Source organism: Balneolaceae bacterium (assembly GCA_034521445.1).
In the GTDB taxonomy this organism is placed as follows: Bacteria; Bacteroidota; Rhodothermia; order Balneolales; family Balneolaceae; genus JAXHMM01.
Genome location: JAXHMM010000005.1, coordinates 466,882 through 488,119, shown reverse-complemented (window position 1 = coordinate 488,119; position 21,238 = coordinate 466,882). Strand labels below are relative to the sequence as shown.

At 62.8% G+C, this 21,238-nt stretch carries 18 protein-coding genes, 6 tRNA genes and 1 pseudogene; 17 read left to right on the top strand and 8 right to left on the bottom strand.

Annotated elements, in window-relative coordinates:
- Position 1: 1 nt before the first annotated feature.
- From U5K31_06205 to U5K31_06170, 8 genes are all read right to left on the bottom strand, one after another.
- A complete protein-coding gene (locus tag U5K31_06205; GenBank protein MDZ7772314.1) occupies positions 2 to 1,111 on the bottom strand; it encodes a type III polyketide synthase in 1,110 nt (369 codons plus the stop codon).
- A 94-nt stretch (positions 1,112 to 1,205) separates the two neighbouring features.
- Complete coding sequence (locus U5K31_06200) at positions 1,206 to 2,558, bottom strand: MATE family efflux transporter (GenBank protein MDZ7772313.1); 1,353 nt, start codon at positions 2,556 to 2,558, stop codon at positions 1,206 to 1,208.
- A gap of 38 nt (positions 2,559 to 2,596) precedes the next feature.
- Positions 2,597 to 6,454 (bottom strand): HAMP domain-containing sensor histidine kinase, encoded by a 3,858-nt coding sequence (locus U5K31_06195; GenBank protein ID MDZ7772312.1) that lies wholly within the window; start codon positions 6,452 to 6,454, stop codon positions 2,597 to 2,599.
- A gap of 16 nt (positions 6,455 to 6,470) precedes the next feature.
- Positions 6,471 to 7,442, bottom strand: coding sequence for a D-glycerate dehydrogenase (locus U5K31_06190; GenBank protein ID MDZ7772311.1), 972 nt, complete (start codon positions 7,440 to 7,442; stop codon positions 6,471 to 6,473).
- A 54-nt stretch (positions 7,443 to 7,496) separates the two neighbouring features.
- Positions 7,497 to 7,895: a ribosome silencing factor gene (rsfS, locus tag U5K31_06185; GenBank protein MDZ7772310.1), complete on the bottom strand. Its 399-nt coding sequence runs from the start codon at positions 7,893 to 7,895 to the stop codon at positions 7,497 to 7,499.
- A gap of 6 nt (positions 7,896 to 7,901) precedes the next feature.
- Positions 7,902 to 8,354: a LytR C-terminal domain-containing protein gene (locus U5K31_06180; protein ID MDZ7772309.1), complete on the bottom strand. Its 453-nt coding sequence runs from the start codon at positions 8,352 to 8,354 to the stop codon at positions 7,902 to 7,904.
- Positions 8,355 to 8,373: 19 nt separating this feature from the next.
- Positions 8,374 to 8,889 carry a hypothetical protein gene (locus U5K31_06175; GenBank protein ID MDZ7772308.1) on the bottom strand — a complete coding sequence of 172 codons (516 nt, stop codon included), beginning with the start codon at positions 8,887 to 8,889 and terminating at the stop codon, positions 8,374 to 8,376.
- Between the two features lie 206 nt (positions 8,890 to 9,095).
- A tRNA-Ser gene (locus U5K31_06170) sits at positions 9,096 to 9,183 on the bottom strand.
- Positions 9,184 to 9,293: 110 nt separating this feature from the next.
- On the opposite strand from U5K31_06170, the gene queA reads away from it, so the two are divergent.
- The 17 genes and pseudogenes from queA to rpoB all read left to right on the top strand — a co-directional run bounded on the left by queA (position 9,294) and on the right by rpoB (position 21,200).
- Positions 9,294 to 10,340, top strand: coding sequence for a tRNA preQ1(34) S-adenosylmethionine ribosyltransferase-isomerase QueA (queA, locus tag U5K31_06165; GenBank protein ID MDZ7772307.1), 1,047 nt, complete (start codon positions 9,294 to 9,296; stop codon positions 10,338 to 10,340).
- 4 nt (positions 10,341 to 10,344) lie between these two features.
- Positions 10,345 to 11,031 (top strand): 2-C-methyl-D-erythritol 4-phosphate cytidylyltransferase, encoded by a 687-nt coding sequence (gene ispD / locus U5K31_06160; GenBank protein ID MDZ7772306.1) that lies wholly within the window; start codon positions 10,345 to 10,347, stop codon positions 11,029 to 11,031.
- A gap of 1 nt (position 11,032) precedes the next feature.
- Positions 11,033 to 11,524, top strand: coding sequence for a 2-C-methyl-D-erythritol 2,4-cyclodiphosphate synthase (gene ispF, locus U5K31_06155; protein MDZ7772305.1), 492 nt, complete (start codon positions 11,033 to 11,035; stop codon positions 11,522 to 11,524).
- A 19-nt stretch (positions 11,525 to 11,543) separates the two neighbouring features.
- Positions 11,544 to 12,200: a DedA family protein gene (locus U5K31_06150; protein MDZ7772304.1), complete on the top strand. Its 657-nt coding sequence runs from the start codon at positions 11,544 to 11,546 to the stop codon at positions 12,198 to 12,200.
- Positions 12,201 to 12,389: 189 nt separating this feature from the next.
- Positions 12,390 to 12,461 (top strand) — tRNA-Thr (locus U5K31_06145).
- A gap of 56 nt (positions 12,462 to 12,517) precedes the next feature.
- Positions 12,518 to 12,603, top strand: a tRNA-Tyr gene (locus U5K31_06140).
- A 48-nt stretch (positions 12,604 to 12,651) separates the two neighbouring features.
- Positions 12,652 to 12,724 (top strand) — tRNA-Gly (locus U5K31_06135).
- A 35-nt stretch (positions 12,725 to 12,759) separates the two neighbouring features.
- Positions 12,760 to 12,831, top strand: a tRNA-Thr gene (locus U5K31_06130).
- A gap of 61 nt (positions 12,832 to 12,892) precedes the next feature.
- A pseudogene (tuf, locus tag U5K31_06125) lies at positions 12,893 to 14,079 on the top strand (elongation factor Tu).
- 14 nt (positions 14,080 to 14,093) lie between these two features.
- Positions 14,094 to 14,166: transfer RNA gene (locus U5K31_06120), tRNA-Trp, on the top strand.
- Positions 14,167 to 14,272: 106 nt separating this feature from the next.
- Positions 14,273 to 14,455: a preprotein translocase subunit SecE gene (secE, locus tag U5K31_06115; protein ID MDZ7772303.1), complete on the top strand. Its 183-nt coding sequence runs from the start codon at positions 14,273 to 14,275 to the stop codon at positions 14,453 to 14,455.
- A complete protein-coding gene (gene nusG / locus U5K31_06110) occupies positions 14,452 to 15,012 on the top strand; it encodes a transcription termination/antitermination protein NusG (GenBank protein MDZ7772302.1) in 561 nt (186 codons plus the stop codon). The genes secE and nusG overlap by 4 nt, the downstream gene beginning before the upstream one ends.
- A 70-nt stretch (positions 15,013 to 15,082) precedes the next feature.
- Positions 15,083 to 15,514, top strand: a complete 432-nt coding sequence (gene rplK, locus U5K31_06105) for a 50S ribosomal protein L11 (GenBank protein ID MDZ7772301.1) — start codon at positions 15,083 to 15,085, stop codon at positions 15,512 to 15,514.
- Positions 15,515 to 15,531: 17 nt separating this feature from the next.
- Positions 15,532 to 16,230 (top strand): 50S ribosomal protein L1, encoded by a 699-nt coding sequence (rplA, locus tag U5K31_06100; GenBank protein MDZ7772300.1) that lies wholly within the window; start codon positions 15,532 to 15,534, stop codon positions 16,228 to 16,230.
- A 24-nt stretch (positions 16,231 to 16,254) separates the two neighbouring features.
- Entirely contained in the window at positions 16,255 to 16,776 is a 522-nt protein-coding gene (gene rplJ / locus U5K31_06095) for a 50S ribosomal protein L10 (protein MDZ7772299.1), read from the top strand.
- A 50-nt stretch (positions 16,777 to 16,826) separates the two neighbouring features.
- Entirely contained in the window at positions 16,827 to 17,201 is a 375-nt protein-coding gene (gene rplL, locus U5K31_06090) for a 50S ribosomal protein L7/L12 (GenBank protein ID MDZ7772298.1), read from the top strand.
- 180 nt (positions 17,202 to 17,381) lie between these two features.
- Complete coding sequence (rpoB, locus tag U5K31_06085; GenBank protein ID MDZ7772297.1) at positions 17,382 to 21,200, top strand: DNA-directed RNA polymerase subunit beta; 3,819 nt, start codon at positions 17,382 to 17,384, stop codon at positions 21,198 to 21,200.
- Positions 21,201 to 21,238 lie beyond the last annotated feature (38 nt).

Sequence of the window (21,238 nt, the reverse complement as noted above, 5' to 3'; positions counted from 1 at the left end):
GTCAGTCCCCCACCCGGGTCAGCAGGGCGCTCTCGATGGTCAGCCCGGGACCGAAGGCCAGGGCCAGGGTGCGTCCCCTGTTGGCCTCTCCGCCGGACGGCTCCTCCATCAGGCGCTTCAGCACGAAGAGGATGGTGGCGCTGCTCATATTGCCGTAGTCGCGAAGTACGGACCGTGAAGCGGCGATCTGCTCGGGTGCCAGTCCCATCTCCTGCTCCACCTTGTCCAGGATGGCGCGTCCACCCGGGTGCACCGCCCAGCGGCTGGCCTGCGCCGGGGAAAGATCCTCCCCGTCGAGCAGGGGCGCCACCGCCGCACGGATGTGTTCCCGCAGGATGTCGGGCACGGCGGAGGAGAGCACCATGTCAAAACCAGTGTCGCCGATGATCCAGGCCATGTCGCCTTCGCTGTCGTCGGCAATATCGGTGCGGAAGCGGTCCAGCCGAAAGGAGGGGCCGGGCCTGCGGGGTTCAGGCTCCACCAGCACGGCGGCGCCCCCGTCTGCGAAGACCGACTCGGAGATGAGGTTGTCGGTGCGGTCGCGTCCCTGGAAATGGAGGCTGCAAAGCTCCAGGCAGACCACCAGCACGCGCGCCCCCGGGTCGGCCTCGCAGAAGGCGCGTGCCATGCGGAGGGCGGGGAAGGCTGCGAAGCATCCCATGAATCCCACGTGAAAGCGCTGGGTGGAGGGAGGGAGCCCCAGGTCGCGTATGATATGAAAGGCGGGTTCGGGAGCGTAGAAGCCGGTGCAGGAGACGGTGATCACGTGGGTGATCCCGGAGGGATCGGCCTCCCCCTCCTCCAGGGCCGCGCGGGCCAGCCGGCTGTAGAGGGGACGCGCGTGCTCCACGTAGCGGCGGTTGCGGGCGCCGGTGGAGGGGCGTTCCATGGTGCCGTCGTCGCGGAAGAAAAATCGCGGGTTGCCGTTGGCGTGGAAGTCGCGCACCACGGTGTGGCGCTTTTCGATGCCCGACCGCGCGTAGATGCGGTCGATGATGCGCCGGGTGACCTCCTGCGTGCCCACGTACTCGCGCATGCGCCGCCGCAGGAAATCCTGGGTGTAGCAGTGCTCCGGCACGCCGGTGGATATGTGGTTGATGTAGGCTGCCATGAGACCGGGTTGGGGGCGGGTGACTACCTGCAATACGCACACGGCCGCCGAAACATTCCACGCCGGCGGGGGATCGGGGAGGGCCGCGGGGGGACTAGGCCTCTCGCGTCAGCAGCCAGAAGCGCACGTTGTGCAGCACGGCGGCTACGGTGAGCCCGGCGATAAGCCCCATCCAGAGTCCCTCCGGACCCATCCCGCGCGTAATACCCAGCCACCAGCCCAGGGGCAGTCCGACGATCCAGTAGGCCACCAGGTTCACGTACATGGGCACGCGGGTGTCTTTCAGACCCCGAAGCGCCCCGTAGCCGCTCACCTGCAGTCCGTCGGAAATCTGGAAAATGGCGGCCATGTAGAGCAGGCCCACGGCCACCTCGCGCACGGCGGGGTCGCTGGTATAGATGGAGACGATGAGCCCGGGGAGGGTGAACATGAGCACCGCGGCGGCGCTCATGAAGAGGGTGGCCAGGGCGATGCCGGTGAAGCCGCGGCGCCGCGCCTCCTCCAGGGAGCGCTTGCCGGCCGCGTTGCCCACGCGGGTGGTGATGGCCGTAGCCAGTCCGAAGGGCACCATGAAGGTCATGGCCGAGAAGTTGATGGCCACCTGGTGGCCCGCCACGGCCACGGCGCTGAGGGAGCCCATGAGCAGGCTCACCACGGCGAACATGGTCACCTCCATGGTGGAACTGAGTCCAATAGGCAGCCCCACGCGCACGATCTCGCGGATGTAGTCCCACTGCGGGCGCCGCAGCCCGGTGAAGATGCGAAAGCGCCGGTAGGGCGGGTGGGTGGCGGTAAAGGCCAGCATGGCGGCGAACATGGCCAGACTCACGATGGCCGAGGCGTAGCCGCAGCCCGTGGCGCCCAGGGCGGGGAAGCCCAGCTCGCCGTACATGAGCACCCAGTTGCCGGGGATGTTGATCAGCACGCCCAGTCCGGCGATGTACATGCTGGGGCGCGTCACCGACATGCCCTCGTTGAAGTAGCGCAGGGCCATGTAGCCGCACAGCGGGAAGACCCCCCAGGAGAAGGCCTTCACATAGCCCTGGGCCACGGGGATGAGGGAGGGGGTCACATCGAGCAGCTCCATGACGAATCCCAGATTCCGTATTAGAAAAAAGAGAGGCACGGCCAGCAGCAGGGAGAGCCAGAGTCCCTGGCGCGCATTGGCGCCGATCTCCTCCAGGCGGCGCGCGCCCACCAGCTGGGCCACGATGGGGGTGACCGCCATGAGTATGCCTGCCGCCAGCATGATAAAAGGAAAATAGACCGCCCCGCCCACGGCCACCGCGGCGAGGTCTTCCGCCGACAGGTTTCCGGCCATGACGGTGTCCACGAAATTCATGGACATCTGCAGCAGCTGGGCTGCGATTACGGGCAGGCCTATGCGCAGGGTCACGCCGGCTTCGCGGCGCAGGTTTTTCTTTTCGGATCGCAGGTAGGAAACCACGTCGGGGGTTGCTTCGGAAATGTGCGGCGCCGCAGGCGTTACTTCAGCGGGATCTTGATGACGAAGGTGGTCCCCTGCCCTTCGATGGAGGCAAAGGAGATGCTGCCTTCGTGCGCCTCGACCACCTTCTTGGCGATGGCCAGGCCCAGGCCCGTACCGCTGGACTTGGTGGAGAAGTTGGGGACGAATATACGGTTTTTATGGGATTCCGGAATACCGCTCCCGTTGTCTTCCACCTCCAGGAAGGCACTCTCCTTTTTCTGGTAGGTGCGCAGGACGATGGCGCCGCCTTCGGGCATGGCCTCGTAGGCGTTTTTGACCAGGTTCACCACCACGCGACGCAGCTCGTCCTCCACCCCGAGGATGATCAGCGGCAGGCCGGTCACCTCGCTCCGGATCTGCACCCTCCGGTCGCTGTCGTAGAGTTCGGCCACCGAGCGCACCACCGCGTTGAGATCCACCTCCCTGAATTCGCCGTCCAGCGGCTGGGAGAATTTGGAGAAGTCGGAGGCGATGGTGTTAAGGGTCTCAATCTGCTCGATCAGGTTTTCGGTGGTGCGGCGCACCGAGGCGCGCAGCTCCTCCTCGTTAATGTCCTCGCCTGAGAGCTGGCGTTCCAGGTGCTGCACGCTCAGCTTCATGGGGGTCAGGGGATTCTTGATCTCGTGGGCCACCTGCTGGGCCATCTCCTTCCAGGCCGCCTCGCGCTCGGCCTCGACCAGCTCCTGGCGCACCTGCCGCAGGCGGCGGATCATCTCGTTGTAGGCGGCGGCCAGCTTGCCGATCTCGTCGTCGCCCGTTACGGGAATGGTGGTGTCGAAATTGCCCCGGGAGATTTCGTTCAGTCCGTCCTGGATTTCGCGCAGCGGGGCGGTGAGCTCGCGGGTGATGAGCAGGGACCCGCCGATGAAGGCCCCGAAGACCACCAGGTAGATGAAAATGAGGTAGCTGGTGGTCTCCAGCAGCTGCTGTTCGAATTTGGGCGAGGCGAGGAAGGTGGGTATGGCCAGCGCGGCGGAGGGCGGCTGACCGGCAACGCGCACGGCGCGGTAGCCCACCAGCAGATCCTGGGAGGCGAGGGAGACGTTCTGGAAGGCGTCCGCCTGACCCTCTACGTAGAGCTGCCGGTAAATGCCGTAGGGCATGGTGGAGGGCAGAAGGTGCTGGCGGTAGATCTGCGGCGTGGTGCTCTCGGCCAGTTCCTGTCCGCGGTAGAGGGAGGCGTCCACATCGAAGGGCAAGGCGAGGGAATCGAGCAGGGGCCGGCCGGCGGCGCTCTGCTGCGGGCGCGAATGCAGGGTCCGTTCCACCTGGCTGCCCATCTCGTCCATCTTGTCGTAGAGCGACTGGCGCACGGACTCCTTGTTCTGCTCCTGCAGGGCATAGTGGGTGGCCAGTACCAGGATGCCCAGGAAGAGCAGCACGGCCACCAGGAAGCGGTCGAGCAGGCGGTGGCGGAAGCGCCTGCTCTTCTCCAGCAGGCGGGTGTTGCCGCTGCGGGTGGCCTCCCGCAAGGCGATGGCGCCCAGTCCCATAAGCAGCAGTACGAAATTGAACTGGAAGTAGTGGTAGAGGCGGTTGCGGAAATCGGGCAGGAGGGTGGTGGCACGGATTACGCGGCCGGAGTCGGCGGTGCGGTAGAGGTTGCGGTAGGTCTGCCGGTCCCGCTCCTCGGTGTGGGTGAAGAGGGAGTCGTCTTCCAGTGCCCTCCGCACCTCCGCGGGCAGGCGGTTGCGACTGGGGTAGTAACCGGTGAGGCCGCGCCGGGAACTGCGCAGCAGGGTGTCGCCCTGGAATTCCTGCAGCAGGTAGGACTCCTTCCAGTCGCTCTGGTAGAGGGAGGCCAGTACGGCGCGCATGGGCTTGTCGAAGTTGGGGCGTTCGCGGTAGACCGAGGCGAGGATCCAGGCCACCGGATCCCCGCCGGGGCCGTAGAGGGGCAGCCAGCCCCGGTGGAAGCTCTGGTACTGCGCGGAGGTGATGAGCTGGGGACGCTGCACCACGGGCCGCGGATTGGCCGGGCCGATCTGCTGCATCTCCGTGACGGCCTGCAGGCGGTCTACCGGGTAGATTTCCAGCCAGGAGGGAGAGTTGAGGTCGGTGGAGTAACTGGCCAGGCTGGTGCGGCCGGCCGTGACAAAGTGCACGTCGTAGGAGTAGTAGCCGGGACGCTCAGCGATGAAGTCCTCGATGGTGTCGTTGAAAAGCAGGCCCACAAAGATCTGCTGGTTTACGAGCGAGTCGGCGTCCACCCCCGAGAAGGCGCTGCCCAGTGTGTTGAGCAGGTCCATGGTGGTTCGGGCGCCACGGCTGTCGTCGAGGTCCGCGAATTCTGCGGCCGCCTCCTGCAGGCGCACCTCGGTGTTATGCCTCAGGGCGCTCTGGAAGACAGGGGCGGCGGCCAGGGTGATGGCGATGCTGCCGAAAACCAGACCCCGCACCGAACTGAGGGGAAAGAGGTGGCCACCGCGCATGCCGTATCGCAGTCCCGCGGTCAGCAGCACGAAGAAGAGGCATCCGTAAAGACCCGTACCCGGCATGCGCACGGCCCCGGGCGCCAGCAGGTAGAAACCGCCCATGCCGAGGGTGAATCCAATGACAAGCATGACCGCCGGCAGGTTGCGCTGGTCGTGCGCGGAGAGCAGCATCAGGCGGATGAGGGTGAGCAGCAGCAGGAAGAGGCCCGCCATCATGACGCCCACGGAGACGTAGAGCAGCAGCGTGGGCACGGGCGGGATAATCTGCAGGTCGTCCAGCGTCGCGCCGGCGGTGGTCAGCATGGTATAGGTACGGTCCACCACCGAAAGGAAGAGCCCGCAGGAGGCGGCCCCGGTGAGGCCGGCCAGCGAGAGGTTGCTCAGGAAGGAGTTGGACCGGAAGCGCAGGCTGCGCACCTTGAGGGTGAGGTAGACGCTGAGCCCCAGCAGAAGTACCGCCAGGGCGTCGGCCGAGAAGGTGCAGAGCTCGCGAAGGAAGGGGCCGGCGTCGCTGCCGGCCAGGTAGGTCAGGGCGCGGCCGGGAAGGTCAAACACCCTCACCCCTCCCCAGCCCAGGGCGATCACGCCCGCCTGGGTCCCCAGCCTTCCCCAGGGATCGGAGAGGGGGAAGGTCCGGATGAGCATCACGCCCGCCGCCAAAAAAGCAGCCAGCAGGTAGAGGCTGCGCCAGAATACGGTCCCCATCATCCAGGCGCGGATACGGGCGGGGGCGTCGTCCTGTACCGGGAGGAAGACGGCTCCGGCGGAGTCTCCCTCCATCAGGTCAAGCCGCCTGTGGGCAAGCACGCTGTCGGGCATGGGGTTGAAGAGGCGGATGCCGATCTGCGGTGCGCCGGCCTCCTCCAGCGGACGGGTGAAGCGGTACTCGCTGCCCGAGCCGATGGGAAGGGCGGTGCTCTGCATGATACGCCGGCTGGTGTAGAGGTCGAGGGCGGTCACCCCGCTGCTGTCGCGTACGGTGATGGGGATCCGGCACTTCCAGTAGAGCACGTTGTTCCGCTGCTCGATGCGTATGCTGGGTTCCTGCTGCGAAGGGTTGGGAAGCCCGTCGGGGGAGGGCGGATAGCCGTGCCAGATCAGGGAGGAGTCGCCCGCCACCAGCGAAAGCCCCCACAGGTCGTCGTAGCGCGCCAGCAGCGCCTCCACGCCGCCCTCCGTCCGTCCGCCGGTACCGAGCCGTCCCTGCAGGCTGCCGGCCAGTTCCTGGCTGCGCTGCATCAGCTCCCGCTGTTCCTGCAGGAAGAGGGAGGAGGCTTCGGCGAGTCGCACGTGTCCTGCGTCGTCCGCTCCCCCTGGTGCGGGACGCTCAAGCCAGCGCCAGCCCTCTATGGCCGCCACGCAGAGCAGCAGGGCCAGGGGCACGAGCCACCGGCGTTTTGCAAGGGAAGGGATATTCATGGGTCGTCGGGCATATTCAGGCCACCAGGTTGGGAATCTCCTCCCCGGGCCGTCCTTCCAGCACCCCCTGTATGGCGCGCGCGGCCAACATGCCGATGTCGCGGCGCGCGCGGCGCGTGGCGCTGGCGATGTGGGGCGTGAGCACGCAGCCGGGGGCCTCCAGCAGGCGCGGGTGGACTTCCGGTTCCCGCTCGAAGACGTCCAGGCCCGCACCGGCAATCACGCCCTCGTGCAGGGCCTCCGCCAGGGCGGCCTCGTCCACCACCGGTCCGCGGGACGTATTGATGAGTACCGCGTGGGAGGGCATATGTTCCAGGATGCGGCGGTCCACCGCGTGGCGGGTCTCCGGGGTCAGGGGACAGTGGAGGCTCAGCACGTCCGCCGAGCGGGCCAGTTCCTGGAGCGAATCGGCGTACTCGGCCTCCAGCTCGCGCACCGTTTCGGGATCCGCCTCCGAACGGTTGTGGTAGCGGATCTCCATGCCGAAGGCGCGGGCGCGGCGGGCCAGGGCGGTACCGATTCGTCCCATGCCGAAGATGCCCAGGGTGCGTCCCCCGAGCTCCATCCCCAGAAAGCCCAGGGGTTCCCAGCCCTCGAAGCGGCCGGCGCGGAGGTAGTCCTCGGCCTCGCAGATGCGGCGGGTGACGGCAAGCAGCAGGGCCATGGCGCAGTCGGCGCTCGCCTCGGTGAGCACATCGGGGGTGTTGGCCACGCGAATGCCAAGGCGCCGCGCCGCCTCCAGGTCGATGTTGTTATATCCCACGGCGTGGTTGGCCACCACCTGCAGGCGGTCTCCCGCCTCCAGCACGCGTCCGGTAACGGGATTGGAGAGCATGGGCAGGAGGGCGTCGAAACCGGGCACGGCCTCGGCCAGGGCCTCCTCGGTGTCAAGACTGCCGCGCCGCCCCACCTCCACGGAGTAGCGATCCCGCAGAAAGTCGAGTACGGAATCCACGATGGGTTCGGTGACAAGAACGCGCTTGGCCATGGGGACTCAGGCTTGGGATGAGGGAGTGCCGCGGAAGGGCGCGGGGTGCCGCGGTCAGCTCTCGGAAACCCGGGTGATCTCGGCGTCGTTCCACATGCGCTCCAGGGCGTAGTATTCGCGCAGTTCTTTCCGGAAGATATGCACCACCACGTTTACGTAGTCCAGTATCACCCAGCGGCGCGTGTCGCGCCCCTCTTCCTTCCACGCCTTCTCGCCGAGCTCCTCGGAGGTGCACCGGTTGACGTTGTCGGCCAGCGCCTTGATCTGCACGTCGGAACTGGCGTGACACACCACGAACTGGTCGGCCAGGGTGGTCAGCTCGTGCACATCGAGCACGGCCACCTCCTCAGCCTTCTTCTCCAGCAGGGCGTTGGTAATCACCTCCACCAGCCGCTGGCTGTCGGTAGTCTTCGAATCGTCTCGGGTGGAAAACTGTTGGGCGCTTTCGGGCATGAAAGTTCAGTTCAGCTTGAGGGATTGATAGTCGGATCCGATGACGACGGTGGCGTCCAGGTAGAAGTCGTCGGAGGCCTCCACCAGCACATTCTCCTGGGATATTCCAAGGGCGCGTGCCACCCGCCGTGCGTTCTCGGTGTTCAGGGTTCGCGCGATCACTACGGTCTGCTGCATGTCGAAGTTGTCGAAGTTTCCGGTCTCCACCACGTCGAAGCCGTTACGCCGCAGGGCCGAGGTAAAGTCGTTGGCCAGGCCGGCGATGCCCGCTCCGTTGAGCACCTCCAGCTGGATCACCTCGCCGATGAGCTGGGCCTGCTGCCCCGAACGCTCGCTCTGTATGCGCGGAAAGATCACGCGGGATGCCAGTCCGAAGAGCAGCAGGAAAAGGAGCAGGCTGAGAAAGCCGATGGCCGCATTCAGGACCAGGTTATGTGCATCGCCGTTCGTGTTGCTCATCTGCCGGGCTGAAGGGAGGTCAATAGTTCCCGAAGGGGCTGCCGTAGGGCCGGTAGAAGGGGTTGGCGTAGTAGGAGCCTGGATTCATGCCCATGGCGGGAATCTGCTGAAAGCGCAGGTGGATGCTGCTGCGGTCGCTGAGCTCGTAGTTCAGTTCGGCGTTGCGGATGAGGAATTCGGCGCCGAGCCCCCCGGTGTTGCCCCCGATCATGCTGTTTCCGAATGGGGAGTGCATCAGGGAGAGATCCACACGGCCGGAAAGGCGGTCGGTGAAGGCGAAGCGCATGGTGTTGGTGTAGGCGTTCACGTTCTGGACCGAGCCCCCGAAGCTTGAAAACATCATCTCATAGGAGTGGCTCATGTGCATGTTGAACAGGTTTTCCCAGCTGCCGGCCTCCATGCTGTGCTGCCCCACCACCGGACCGGTCAGGTCGGCGGACGAGCGTGCGTCTTCGCGCAGCTGTGCCGTGGCGGCGGAGGCGAAGACCGCGGTGAACAGGAGCAGAAGAAGAGGGATGCGGATGATGTTTTTCATAAGTCAGCGGGTGAATCCTTGGTATGCTTCGTTTGCCGGGACCCTCGGTGGCGCAGGGTGCAGGCGGCCTGTGAACAACGTGCAGCATCCGTCTTAAGTATGCGCGCTGCGCCGGAACCGGCACCTTCCATTCAAGTATAGCATCTGGCGCTGTAAAAGCCAACAGAGGGCTCTTGCCGGGCGTTCCCGCACGGCAGGCCCGGTTGCGGAGGTGGAGGGATTCGAACCCCCGGAACCGCAAAGCGGTTCAACGGTTTTCGAGACCGCCCCATTCGACCGCTCTGGCACACCTCCGAATGGGAATATGAAACTTGTCCTCCGCTGCTAAATGGAGTATATTTACAAGCTTTGAATTTTTGAAAGATATAGGTAATTCCAATCAAATAAAAGCCCTCAGCCCGATAATGAAGCTTACTGATTTCAAGTTTGAGACCGAAGATTACCATGTGCCCGAAGAGCCGGTCGAGCCGCGCGACGCCGCCAGGCTGATGGTGCTTGACCGTGAGGAAAGGAGCATCAAGCACGAGAAATTTTCCGATATCCACAAGTACCTCAGCGAGGGCGACGTGTTGATCTACAACAACACCAAGGTCTTCCCCGCCCGGCTGAAGGGCAAAAAGGAGAAGACCGACGCCGACATCGAGGTCTTCCTGCTGCGGGAACTCATGCCGGAGAACAAGCTCTGGGACGTGCTCGTGGAGCCGGCCCGCAAGATCCGCATCGGCAACAAGCTCTATTTCGGGGAGGACCTGATGGCGGAGGTGATCGACAACACCACCAGCCGGGGACGCACCATACGCTTTCTCTTCGAGGGCACCAACGAGGAGCTCTACGCGCGCCTGGACGAGATCGGCGAGATGCCGCTTCCGCCCTACATCGATCGCGACCCCACCGAGGAGGACAAGGAGCGCTACCAGTCCATCTTTGCCAAGGAACGCGGAGCGGTGGCCGCCCCGACGGCCGCCATGCACTTCACCCCCAAGCTGGTGGAGAAGCTGGAGAAGAAAGGCGTGGACCTGCTGCCCATCACCCTGCACATCGGCTGGGGCACCTTTCGGCCGGTGGAGGTGGAGGACCTGACCAAGCACCGCATGGATTCTGAGAACTACTTCATCTCCGATGAGACCTCCGCCCGCATCAACGAGGCCCTCAGGAGCAAGGAAAACAGGGTGGTGGCGTGCGGTACCACGGCCGTGCGCACCATCGAGACCAGTATCACGGCCAGCGGTATTTCGAAGCCCGGCACCGGCTGGACCGACAAATTCATCTACCCGCCCTACAATTTCAAGATCACCGAAGCGATGATTGCGAACTTCCACCGCCCGGAGTCCACCATGCTGATGCTGCTGGCCGCCTTCGCCGGCTACGATTTCATGATGGAGGCCTACGAGGAGGCACAGGAGAACGACTACCGCTTTTTCTCCTTCGGCGACGCCATGTTCATTGTCTGAAGACGTGGATTCCAAAGTCCTTATTCTGCCGGCCGCAGGCTCGGGCAGCCGCATGAGCCTCGAGGTTCCGAAACCCTACCTGGAGATCGCCGGCCGCACCATCCTGGAACACACCCTGCGGCGATTCCTGCAGCTCGAGGGACTGGTCCGCGTGGTCGTGGCCGCCTCCCCGGAACGCATGAAACAGGCGCGCGCCATCCTTGACCACGCACTGCCCGGTTCACTGGCCGCCACCGTGGTGGAGGGGGGCGACGAGCGGCAGCACTCCATCCGGAACGCTCTGGTCGAGGCGGGCGATGCGGAGCTGGTGCTGGTGCACGATGCGGTGCGACCCTTCGTTACTCCCGCGCAGATCGACGCCTGCTGCCGGACGGCCGCCGATTGCGGGGGCGCGGTGCTGGGGGTGCCGGCCAGGGACACTATCAAGCGGACCGGCAAGGGCCGGCGCATCGTGGAGACTCCCTCGCGCCGGGAGCTGTGGCAGGCGCAGACCCCCCAGGTTTTCCGCCGCGAACTGCTGGTGCGCGCCTATGAGCAGGCGCGGGAAGAGCATTTCACGGGCACCGACGACGCCTCCCTGGTGGAGCGCGCCGGCGGGGAGGTGCGCATGGTGGAGGGGAGCCGCGAGAATTTCAAGATCACCTATCCCCTGGACCTTAAACTGGCCCGGCTGCTGCTGGAGGAGCATTGACATGGAAGACAAGGTACGCATAGGCTACGGCTACGATATCCACCGGCTGCAGGAGGGGCGCCCGCTGGTGCTGGGAGGCGTAGAGATCGACTTTGAACAGGGGCTGGCCGGCCACTCCGACGCCGACGTGCTCATTCACGCGGTATGCGACGCCCTGCTGGGGGCGCTGGCGCTGGGCGACATCGGCACCCACTTTCCCGATACCGACCCGCAGTACCGCGGGGCCGACAGCCGCGCCTTTCTGCGAGCGGCCGCGCGCATGATTAAGGAGCGCGGCTGGCGCGTGGGCAATATTGACTGCACCGTGGTGGCCGAGCAACCCAAACTTGCCCCCCACATCTCCCGTATGCGGGAGGTGATGGCCGGGGAGCTGGACGCCGACCCGAACCGCCTCTCCGTAAAAGCCACCACTGGAGAGGGGATGGGCCCGGAAGGCCGCGGGGAGGGCATATCGGCCCGCGCCGTAGCCCTGCTGGTGCCCTTTCACGGCTGAATACACCTTACCACCGCGCATGCTGGAGCAATTGACAACGGAACTGGTTGAGTGGATCTACGCTCTGCCCCCGATAAGCATCTACGGGGTCTTCCTTGCGGTGGCCTACCTGGAAAATGTCGTCCCGCCCATCCCGGGCGACGTGCTGGTGGCCTTCGGAGGCTACCTGGCGGCAGAGTCGGTCATCGGCCTCACGCCGGTCTACCTGCTGACCACCGTTGCTTCGGTGGCCGGCTTCATGACCATGTATGCCCTGGGCAGCCGCTGGGGCACCCAGCTGGAGGAGAAAAAACGGCACTGGCTCGTGCGCTTCGTCCCGCTGCAATATATTACGCGCACGCAGGCGTGGATGAAGCGATGGGGACAGGGCGTGGTGGTGGCCAACCGCTTCCTGGCCGGCACCCGGTCGGTCATTGCTCTCACGGCGGGCATCTCGCACACGCCCCCCGCCCGAACGGTGCTCAGTTCGGCGGTGAGTTCCCTGCTCTGGAACGCCCTCTTGCTGGCCTTCGGGTGGGTGGTGCACGAGAACTGGCGGGTCATCGGGGACTATCTCTCGGCCTGGGGACAGGCCGTGCTCGTGCTGCTGGCCCTTGGACTCCTTGCGCGCCTCGCCTGGGTGCGCCTGCGGAGCGGGAGCGGAGGGGATGACGGGGAGGGCGACGAAGCCCCCTGAGGGAAAGTACAAGAAATGAGAGTTTCACTGTTGACAAAGAACAAAACTGTCTTTAGCTTTCGGGTCTTTCGCCCAATGGATAGGTACGCCCTGTGCGGGGTACCGAGGCGGGAGGAAGAACAGCATGGACACAGACTCAAGCCGGCGTCACCTTTTTGGCCCGGGTATTCTGATGGGCCAGGCCGCCATGCCAGCGTAGCTCAGGGGTAGAGCAGCTGTCTTGTAAACAGCCGGTCGTCGGTTCGAATCCGGCCGCTGGCTCATCCGGTTTTATTTTGTTCTTTGAACCTTAACATTGTGATATCCGAACGACTACCGGGGGGATACCAAAGTGGCCAACTGGGGCAGACTGTAAATCTGTTGGCGCAAGCCTTCGGAGGTTCGAATCCTCCTCCCCCCACCAGCAGAGGCCCCGGTCCGGGCGGCAGCGCCGACCGCCGGGGAACTACCAGCGGGCGTAACTCAATTGGTAGAGTGTCAGCCTTCCAAGCTGAATGTTGCCGGTTCGAGCCCGGTCGCCCGCTCGTCCCTTTTATTGATCTCCGCACGATGCGGACATGCCGTTATAGCTCAGGGGTAGAGCACTTCCATGGTAAGGAAGGGGTCGTCGGTTCAAATCCGACTAACGGCTCATTCGACCAGGCGGCGCGCCGCCGCGCGATTTCTAACGACTAAACCTAACCAACGGTACCATGGCAAAAGAGACCTTTCAACGGACCAAGCCCCACGTAAACATTGGAACGATCGGCCACGTCGACCACGGGAAGACGACGCTGACGGCGGCCATTACGACGGTGATGGCCAAGCACTACGGGGGGTTGCCAAGCAGTTTGCGGACATCGACAACGCTCCGGAGGAGAAGGAGCGGGGCATTACCATTGCCACGGCGCACGTGGAGTACGAGACCGACAAGCGCCACTACGCCCACGTGGACTGCCCGGGCCACGCCGACTACGTGAAGAACATGGTGACGGGCGCGGCGCAGATGGACGGGGCGATCCTGGTGGTGGCGGCCACGGACGGTCCGATGCCGCAGACCCGCGAGCACATTCTGCTGGCCCGCCAGGTGGGGGTTCCGCAGATCGTGGTGTTCATGAACAAGACGGACCTGGTCGACGACGAGGAGCTGATCGAGCTGGTGGAGCTGGAGGTACGCGAGCTGCTCTCGAGCTATGAGTTTGACGGCGACGAGATTCCGGTGATCCAGGGCAGCGCGCTGAACGCGCTGAACGGGGAGGAGGATGCCGAGCAGGCGATTCTGGACCTGATGGACGCCGTTGACGAGACCATTCCGACCCCGGAGCGCGACATAGACAAGCCGTTCCTGATGCCGGTGGAGGATGTGTTCAGCATCACCGGCCGGGGCACGGTGGCCACGGGCCGCATCGAGCGGGGCGTGGTGCAGCTCAACGACGAGGTGGAGATTGTGGGCATTGTCGAAGACCCGATGAGCTCGGTGGTGACCGGCATTGAGATGTTCCGCCGGATGCTCGACGAGGGCCAGGCCGGCGACAACGCCGGGATCCTTCTTCGCGGCATCGACAAGGAGGAGCTTCAGCGGGGCATGGTGCTCTGCAAGCCGGGCTCGATCACCCCGCACAAGAAGTTCAAGTGCGAGGTGTACGTGCTCAGCAAGGACGAGGGCGGGCGTCACACGCCGTTCTTCCAGGGCTACCGTCCGCAGTTCTATTTCCGGACGACCGACGTGACGGGCTCCTGCGAGCTGCCGTCGGGCGTGGAGATGGTGATGCCGGGCGACAACGTGAACATGACGGTATCGCTGATCCAGCCGGTGGCCATGGAAGACGGGCTGCGCTTTGCGATCCGCGAGGGCGGCCGTACGGTCGGCGCCGGCGTGGTAACTGAAATTATCGAATAGAGGCACAGGCCATTACGGGTGTAGCTCAATTGGCAGAGCAGCGGTCTCCAAAACCGCAGGTTGCGGGTTCAAGTCCTGCCACCCGTGCAAACGAGCACAGATGGCAGAATAGCGGAATCCAAATCCCGACGTGTCGGGATGCGGGTTCAAGTCCTGCCACCCGTGCAACCACGGACAGTCAGCAAGGAATTACATGAACAGCATCAAGCAATATCTGGTAGACGTCCAGAAGGAGATGAAGAAAGTCTCCTGGCCGGACCAGCAGGAGCTGTTGGACTACACCATCATAACGGTGGTTTTCACCATCATTCTCTCCCTCTTCATCTTCGGCGTTGACCAGGTGTACAGTACCATTTTAGAGGCCATTTATTCATGACGCAAGACAACCGCTACAAGTGGTACGTGGTTCGCTGCTTCTCCAGCCATGAGAAAAAGGTGAAGGAGTATCTGGAGCGGGAGCTTGATCTGCAGGATCTGCAGGACAAGGTGGAGGAGATCATGATACCCACCGAGACGGTGGTTGAAATCCGCCGGGGCAAAAAGAGGACCCGCGAGAAGAACTTCTTCCCCGGCTATCTGCTGGTCAAGGCCGTGTACGACGAGGAATTGAACAACCTGGTGCAGGGCGCGCCCTCCACCATCGGCTTTTTGAAAAGCGGCAAAAACGACGTCCGCCCGAGTCCACTGCGTGAGCAGGAAGTCAACCGCATCCTGGGACGCGTGCAGGACTCCGATGAGATGGAGGAGGGCGTCGTGGAGATCCCCTACAGCGAGGGAGACCTGGTGAAGGTGGTCGACGGTCCCTTCAAGGACTTTGACGGCACCATCCAGGAAGTAAACGCCGACAAACTGAAATTACGGGTATTGGTAAGCATATTCGGTCGAAAGACCCCGGTTGAAGTTGATGTGAACCAGGTAGAACCTGCAACGTGACCGAAACACACAGATGCAACGTGAGCTATTACGCGGTAAACCACACGCAACGCAGAAGCACTGAATCCTAATGGCTAAAAAAGTAGACAAAGTTCTCAAGCTTCAGATCCGAGGCGGCCAGGCGAACCCCGCCCCACCGGTGGGACCCGCCCTGGGACAGGCCGGGATCAATATCATGGAGTTCTGCAAGGCTTTCAACGCCGCTACGCAGGAGAAGGCCGGGACCATCATTCCGGTCGAGATCACTGTGTACATGGACAAGTCTTTCGACTTCATTACGAAGACTCCTCCCGCCGCCGTGCTGCTGAAACAGGCCGCCGGCATCAAGTCCGGCTCGGGCGAACCCAACCGCACCAAGGTGGGATCGGTCACCTGGACCCAGTGCAAGGAGATCGCCGAACAGAAAATGCAAGATCTCAACGCCTTTGAAGTGGAGCGCGCCGCCGAGATGATCGCCGGTACCGCCCGCAGCATGGGGCTGAGAGTGCAACGAGACAAGTAAGTTTGAGCAACCCTATCATGGCAAAACGAGGAAAGAAATACCGAGCGGCAGCCGAACTCATCGACCAGGATCTCGAGTATACCCTGGAAGAAGCGGTCGACCTGGTGAAGAAGACCTCCAAGGTCAACTTCGACGCCTCCGTCGACCTGGACCTGCGCCTGGGGGTCGACCCCCGGCACGCGGACCAGATGGTGCGCGGATCGGTCTCCCTCCCCCACGGCACCGGTAAAGAGGTGCGTGTGCTGGCCCTGGTCAACGAGGCCAAGCAGGAGGAAGCCGAACAGGCGGGCGCCGATCACGTGGGACTCGATGAGTACATCGAAAAGATCGAGGATGGCTGGACCGACGTCGACGTCATCGTCGCAACACCGGATGTCATGGGCAAGATCGGAAAGCTGGGCCGCGTACTGGGACCCAGGGGACTGATGCCCAACCCGAAGAGCGGTACGGTGACCAACGACGTGGCCGAAACCATCAAAGAGGTGAAGGCCGGCAAGATCGACTTTCGCGTCGACAAGTACGGCATTCTGCACGCCTCCATCGGCAAGGTAAGCTTCGACGCCGCCGAACTTCGCGACAATGCGCTGGAGTTCCTGCGGACCGTCATGCGCCTGCGGCCGGCTTCCGCCAAGGGGCTCTACATCCGAAGCGCCACCATGAGTTCCACCATGGGACCCGGCATCCCGCTGGAGCGTTCCTCCGTGATGTCTGCCTAAGCGAATTATAACCGAACACGAACCATGCCTACACTAGCAGAAAAGAAAGCGACCGTTGAAGAGATACGGGAGAACCTGGAGCAGGCGGGGGCGATCTACGTCACCAACTACTCCGGCATGTCCGTCTCGACCATCAACGAGCTTAGAGGCGAATTCTTCAAAAGCAACGTCACCTACAAGGTGTACAAGAACACCCTGATGAAGCGTGCGATGGAGGAGAAGGAGGGCTACGATGACCTCTATCCCCACCTCGTGGAGCAGAACGGCTTTGCTTTTGTGGATGAGGCGTTTGCGGCACCGGCCAAAGTGCTGAAGAAGTTTATGGAAGACAACGGCAAACCGCAGTTCAAGGCGGCCCTCATCGACGGAGAGTACTACGATGAGAGCCGGCTCGGCGAGCTGGCGGCCATGAAATCGAAGGAAGAAGTACTCGGCGATATCGCCGCCCTGCTCCTTGCCCCGGTTTCCAACATTGTCCGTGCCCTCAACGCACCCGGCGAGAAGCTCGCGGGCGCCCTGAAAAGCATCGCCGAACAAGGCGAATAACCAACTAACCTGGATTTTTAATCTACAAAGACCAACCGGAGACAAAACCAATGGCTGACGTTAAAGAAATAGCTGAACAACTTGTAAACCTCACCGTTAAGGAAGCGAACGAACTTGCACAAGTTCTGGAGGAGGAGTATGACATCAAACCCGCCGCCGCTACGGCCGTGGTTGCCGGCGGAGGCGCCGGAGGCGACGAGGGCGGCGAAGAACAGACCGAGTTCGACGTGGTTCTCAAGTCGGCCGGCGAGAAGAAAATCGCCGTGATCAAGGAGGTGCGCTCCATCACCGGCCTGGGCCTGAAAGAGGCCAAGGAACTGGTGGACAACGCTCCCAACCCCGTCAAGGAAGGCGTGAGCAAGGATGAAGCCGAAGAGCTCAAGTCCAAACTGGAAGAAGCCGGCGCTGAGATCGAGCTCAAGTAAATAGCGCCAGCTTGTACAATCTGCCACTAGCCAGTATCGTTGCATTACGGTATTGGCTATTGGCGTCTTTTTGGACGCCGGACGTGAACCGCCCCGAGTGTGCGCTGCACCCTTACGATGACCGGCCCATCACCATCAAATTAACGAAAAGGAGAGGTTCCTTTGAGTAAACACAGCGACATGGAGAAAATTCCGTTCACCGACCGCCTGTCTTTTGCCAGTACCGAGCACGTGCTGGACTACCCCGACTTCCTGGATATCCAGCTGGAGTCATTCGGGCAGTTCACACAGCTCGATATCGCGCCGGAAGACCGGAAGAACCAGGGTCTCCAGAAAATTTTCAATGAGAACTTCCCCATCCAGGACTCCCGTGAGACGCATATCCTGGAATTCATCCACTATTCGGTGGACACTCCCAAGTATTCCATGAAGGAGTGCCAGGAGCGGGGACTCTCCTTCGCCGTCCCGCTGAAGGCCAAGATGCGCCTTTCGGCCGTGGACGACGACGATGAGACCACCGAAACTATCGAGCAGGAGGTATTCCTGGGCGACCTGCCCTGGATGACCGAACGCGGCACCTTCATCATCAACGGGGCCGAACGCGTGATCGTGAGCCAGCTGCACCGTTCGCCCGGCGTCTTTTTCGGGCAGAACGTGCACCCCAACGGCACGCAGCTCTACAACGCGAGGGTCATTCCCTTCAAGGGATCGTGGATCGAGTTCTCCACCGACATCCGCGATGTGCTCTGGGCCTACATCGACCGCAAGAAAAAGGTCCCGGCCACCACGCTGCTTCGCGCGCTGGGCTACTCCACCGAGGAGGAGATTTTCGGTCTCTTCGACGGTCTCTCCGAGAAGGTGGAATTCAGCACCAAGAAGGAGTACAAGAAAGAGGTGACGGGCAAGCGCCTGGCCAACGACATCGTGATCGAGAAGGTCGAGGAGGTTGTGGACGAGGAGACCGGCGAGGTCACCGAGGCCCTAAGCCGCGAAACCCTTTTCGAACGCGACCATGAGCTGACCGATGACGACTACTCGGCGCTCAAGGAACACGACAAAATGGCCTTCCGCGTGCAGACCCTGGCGCCGGAGGACTCCGAGCGCGACGTGATGATGAACACCCTGCGCAAGGACCCCGCCCACAGCGAGGAGACGGCCCTGGGCGAGATCTACAAGCAGATCCGTACCGGCGAGATGCCCGATCCCGAAACCGCCCGCCAGGTGCTCGAACGTCTCTTCTTCAGCGACAAGAAGTACGACCTGGGCGAGGTGGGACGCTACCGTCTCAATAAACGTCTCAAGCTGGACGTGGACATGGACACGCGCTACCTCGTCAAGGAGGATATCGTGGCCATCGTCAGGGAGGTGATCCGCCTCAAGAACATGAAATCGCAGGTGGACGATATCGACCACCTCTCCAACCGCCGCGTGCGCACGATCGGCGAGCAGCTGGGTCAACAGTTTTCCATCGGCCTGGCCCGCATGTCGCGCACCATCAAGGAACGGATGAACTCCCGCGACGCCGAGCAGCTGACGCCGCAGGACCTGGTGAACGCGCGGACCATTTCCAGCGTGATCAACACCTTTTTCGGAACCAACCAGCTCTCGCAGTTCATGGACCAGACCAATCCGCTGGCCGAACTGACCCACAAGCGCCGCATGTCGGCGCTCGGCCCCGGGGGACTGACCCGCGAGCGCGCCGGTTTCGAGGTGCGGGACGTACACTACACCCACTACGGGCGGCTCTGTCCCATTGAGACCCCCGAGGGTCCCAACATCGGACTCATCTCCTCCCTCTGCGTCCACGCCAAGATCAACGACTTCGGCTTCATCGAGACCCCCTACCGCAAGGTGAAGGAGGGCAAGGTGAGCGACGATATCGAATACCTTTCGGCCGAGCAGGAGGACGAGACCGTGATCGCCCAGGCCAATGCGCCGCTGGACAAGAAGGGCGTTTTCAAGAACGACAATATTTTCTCGCGTTTCCGCGATGGAAACTACCAGCTGGCCAAGCCCGACGACATCGGCTACATGGACGTGGCAACCAACCAGATTACCTCAGTGGCGGCCGCGCTCATTCCCTTTATCGAGCACAACGACGCCAACCGCGCGCTCATGGGTTCCAACATGCAGCGCCAGGCTGTGCCGCTGCTCCGTCCCGAATCGCCGCTGGTCGGCACGGGGCTCGAGCACCGCGCCGCCAAGGACTCCCGCGCCATCATCACCGCCGAGGGCGAGGGCGAAGTGGTCTACGTCTCCTCCACCGAGATACGCGTCAAGTACGACCGGACCGAAATGGAGCAGGACTGCTACTTCGACGAGGGCGTAAAGACCTACGACCTGACCAAGTTCGAACGCACCAACCAGGACACCACCATCAATCAGAAGCCCATCGTCAATGTGGGCGACAAGGTATCCCGTGGTCAAACCCTGGCCGACGGCTGCGCCACCCAGGGAGGCGAACTGGCGCTGGGACGCAACCTGCTGGTGGGCTTCATGCCCTGGAGGGGCTACAACTTTGAGGATGCCATCGTGATCAGCGAGCGCATCGTCCAGGACGATATCTACACCTCCATCCATATCACTGAATTTGAGCAGCAGGTGCGAGACACCAAGCGCGGAGAGGAGGAGCTGACCCGCGAGATTCCCAACGTGAGCGAGGAGGCTACGGCCGATCTCGACGAGCAGGGCATCATCCGCATCGGCGCCAAGGTCAACCACGGCGACATCCTGGTGGGTAAGATCACCCCCAAGGGCGAAACCGACCCCACCCCCGAAGAGAAACTGCTGCGCGCCATCTTCGGCGACAAGGCGGGCGACGTGAAGGACGCCTCCCTGAAGACGCCCCCGGGCGTCTCCGGCACGGTGATCGACACCAAGCTCTTCAGCCGCAAGCGCGACGAACAGATCTCACGCAAGGAAGAGAAAAAGCAGGTTGAACTGGAGAATGAGCGGCACGCCGAAAAGGTGGACGAGCTCAACTCCAAAATGGTCGACAAGCTCTACTCCCTGCTGCGTGACAAGACCTCCCCGGGAGTTTACAACTTCAACGGCGTGGAGCTGATTCCCAAAGGGGAGAAGTACCGCAAGTCCGATTTCGAGGAGCTCGATCCGGTCAACATCAATGAAAACATCGACTGGGCCACCGACGAGAACCTGGTGGAGCACGTAAGGCTGCTCTTCTCCAACTACCGGGATCTCCGGCGCGAACTCGACACCGAAGCCAAGAGGAGGAAATACCAGATTCAGGTGGGCGACGACCTGCCCCCCGGCATCATCCAGAAAGCGAAGGTCTACGTGGCCAAGAAGCGTAAAATGCAGGTGGGCGACAAGATGGCCGGACGCCACGGCAACAAGGGCGTGGTCGCCAAGGTGGTCCCCATAGAGGACATGCCCTACATGGAGGACGGTACCCCCATGGACATCCTGCTCAATCCCCTGGGCGTGCCCTCCCGGATGAACCTCGGTCAGATTTACGAGACCATCCTGGGCTGGGCGGGCAAGAAGCTGGGCGTGAAGTTCGCTTCGCCCATATTCGACGGCGCCTCCTACGACCAGGTGCAGGGTCTTCTAGAGGATGCCGACCTGCCCAAAGACGGGCGGGTGACCCTCTACGACGGACGCACGGGCGAGGCCTTCGACCAGCAGACCACGGTGGGCTACATCTACATGCTGAAGCTCAACCACCTGGTCGAAGACAAGATGCATGCGCGCTCCATCGGGCCGTACTCCCTTATCACCCAGCAGCCGCTGGGAGGCAAGGCGCAGTTCGGCGGACAGCGTCTCGGCGAGATGGAGGTCTGGGCGCTCTACGCCTACGGCGCCTCCAGCATCCTCAAAGAGATGCTCACTGTGAAGAGCGACGACGTAAAAGGACGCTCGCGCGTCTACGAGGCCATCGTCAAGGGCGATAACCTGCCCGAAGGCGACGTGCCGGAGTCTTTCAAGGTGCTCCTGCGCGAACTCATGGGTCTGGGCCTCGAAATCCATATAGACTAGGCCGCCCCGGCGCCAACCAACCTGAATCACTTTTTATA

Coding starts and splice junctions, on each gene's coding strand:
- U5K31_06205 (MDZ7772314.1), bottom strand. CDS start 1,111: ATGGCAGCCTACATCAACCACATATCCACCGGCGTGCCGGAGCACTGC.
- U5K31_06195 (MDZ7772312.1), bottom strand. CDS start 6,454: ATGAATATCCCTTCCCTTGCAAAACGCCGGTGGCTCGTGCCCCTGGCC.
- U5K31_06190 (MDZ7772311.1), bottom strand. CDS start 7,442: ATGGCCAAGCGCGTTCTTGTCACCGAACCCATCGTGGATTCCGTACTC.
- rsfS (MDZ7772310.1), bottom strand. CDS start 7,895: ATGCCCGAAAGCGCCCAACAGTTTTCCACCCGAGACGATTCGAAGACT.
- U5K31_06180 (MDZ7772309.1), bottom strand. CDS start 8,354: ATGAGCAACACGAACGGCGATGCACATAACCTGGTCCTGAATGCGGCC.
- U5K31_06175 (MDZ7772308.1), bottom strand. CDS start 8,889: ATGAAAAACATCATCCGCATCCCTCTTCTTCTGCTCCTGTTCACCGCG.
- queA (MDZ7772307.1), top strand. CDS start 9,294: ATGAAGCTTACTGATTTCAAGTTTGAGACCGAAGATTACCATGTGCCC.
- ispF (MDZ7772305.1), top strand. CDS start 11,033: ATGGAAGACAAGGTACGCATAGGCTACGGCTACGATATCCACCGGCTG.
- U5K31_06150 (MDZ7772304.1), top strand. CDS start 11,544: ATGCTGGAGCAATTGACAACGGAACTGGTTGAGTGGATCTACGCTCTG.
- secE (MDZ7772303.1), top strand. CDS start 14,273: ATGAACAGCATCAAGCAATATCTGGTAGACGTCCAGAAGGAGATGAAG.
- nusG (MDZ7772302.1), top strand. CDS start 14,452: ATGACGCAAGACAACCGCTACAAGTGGTACGTGGTTCGCTGCTTCTCC.
- rplK (MDZ7772301.1), top strand. CDS start 15,083: ATGGCTAAAAAAGTAGACAAAGTTCTCAAGCTTCAGATCCGAGGCGGC.
- rplA (MDZ7772300.1), top strand. CDS start 15,532: ATGGCAAAACGAGGAAAGAAATACCGAGCGGCAGCCGAACTCATCGAC.
- rplJ (MDZ7772299.1), top strand. CDS start 16,255: ATGCCTACACTAGCAGAAAAGAAAGCGACCGTTGAAGAGATACGGGAG.
- rplL (MDZ7772298.1), top strand. CDS start 16,827: ATGGCTGACGTTAAAGAAATAGCTGAACAACTTGTAAACCTCACCGTT.
- rpoB (MDZ7772297.1), top strand. CDS start 17,382: ATGGAGAAAATTCCGTTCACCGACCGCCTGTCTTTTGCCAGTACCGAG.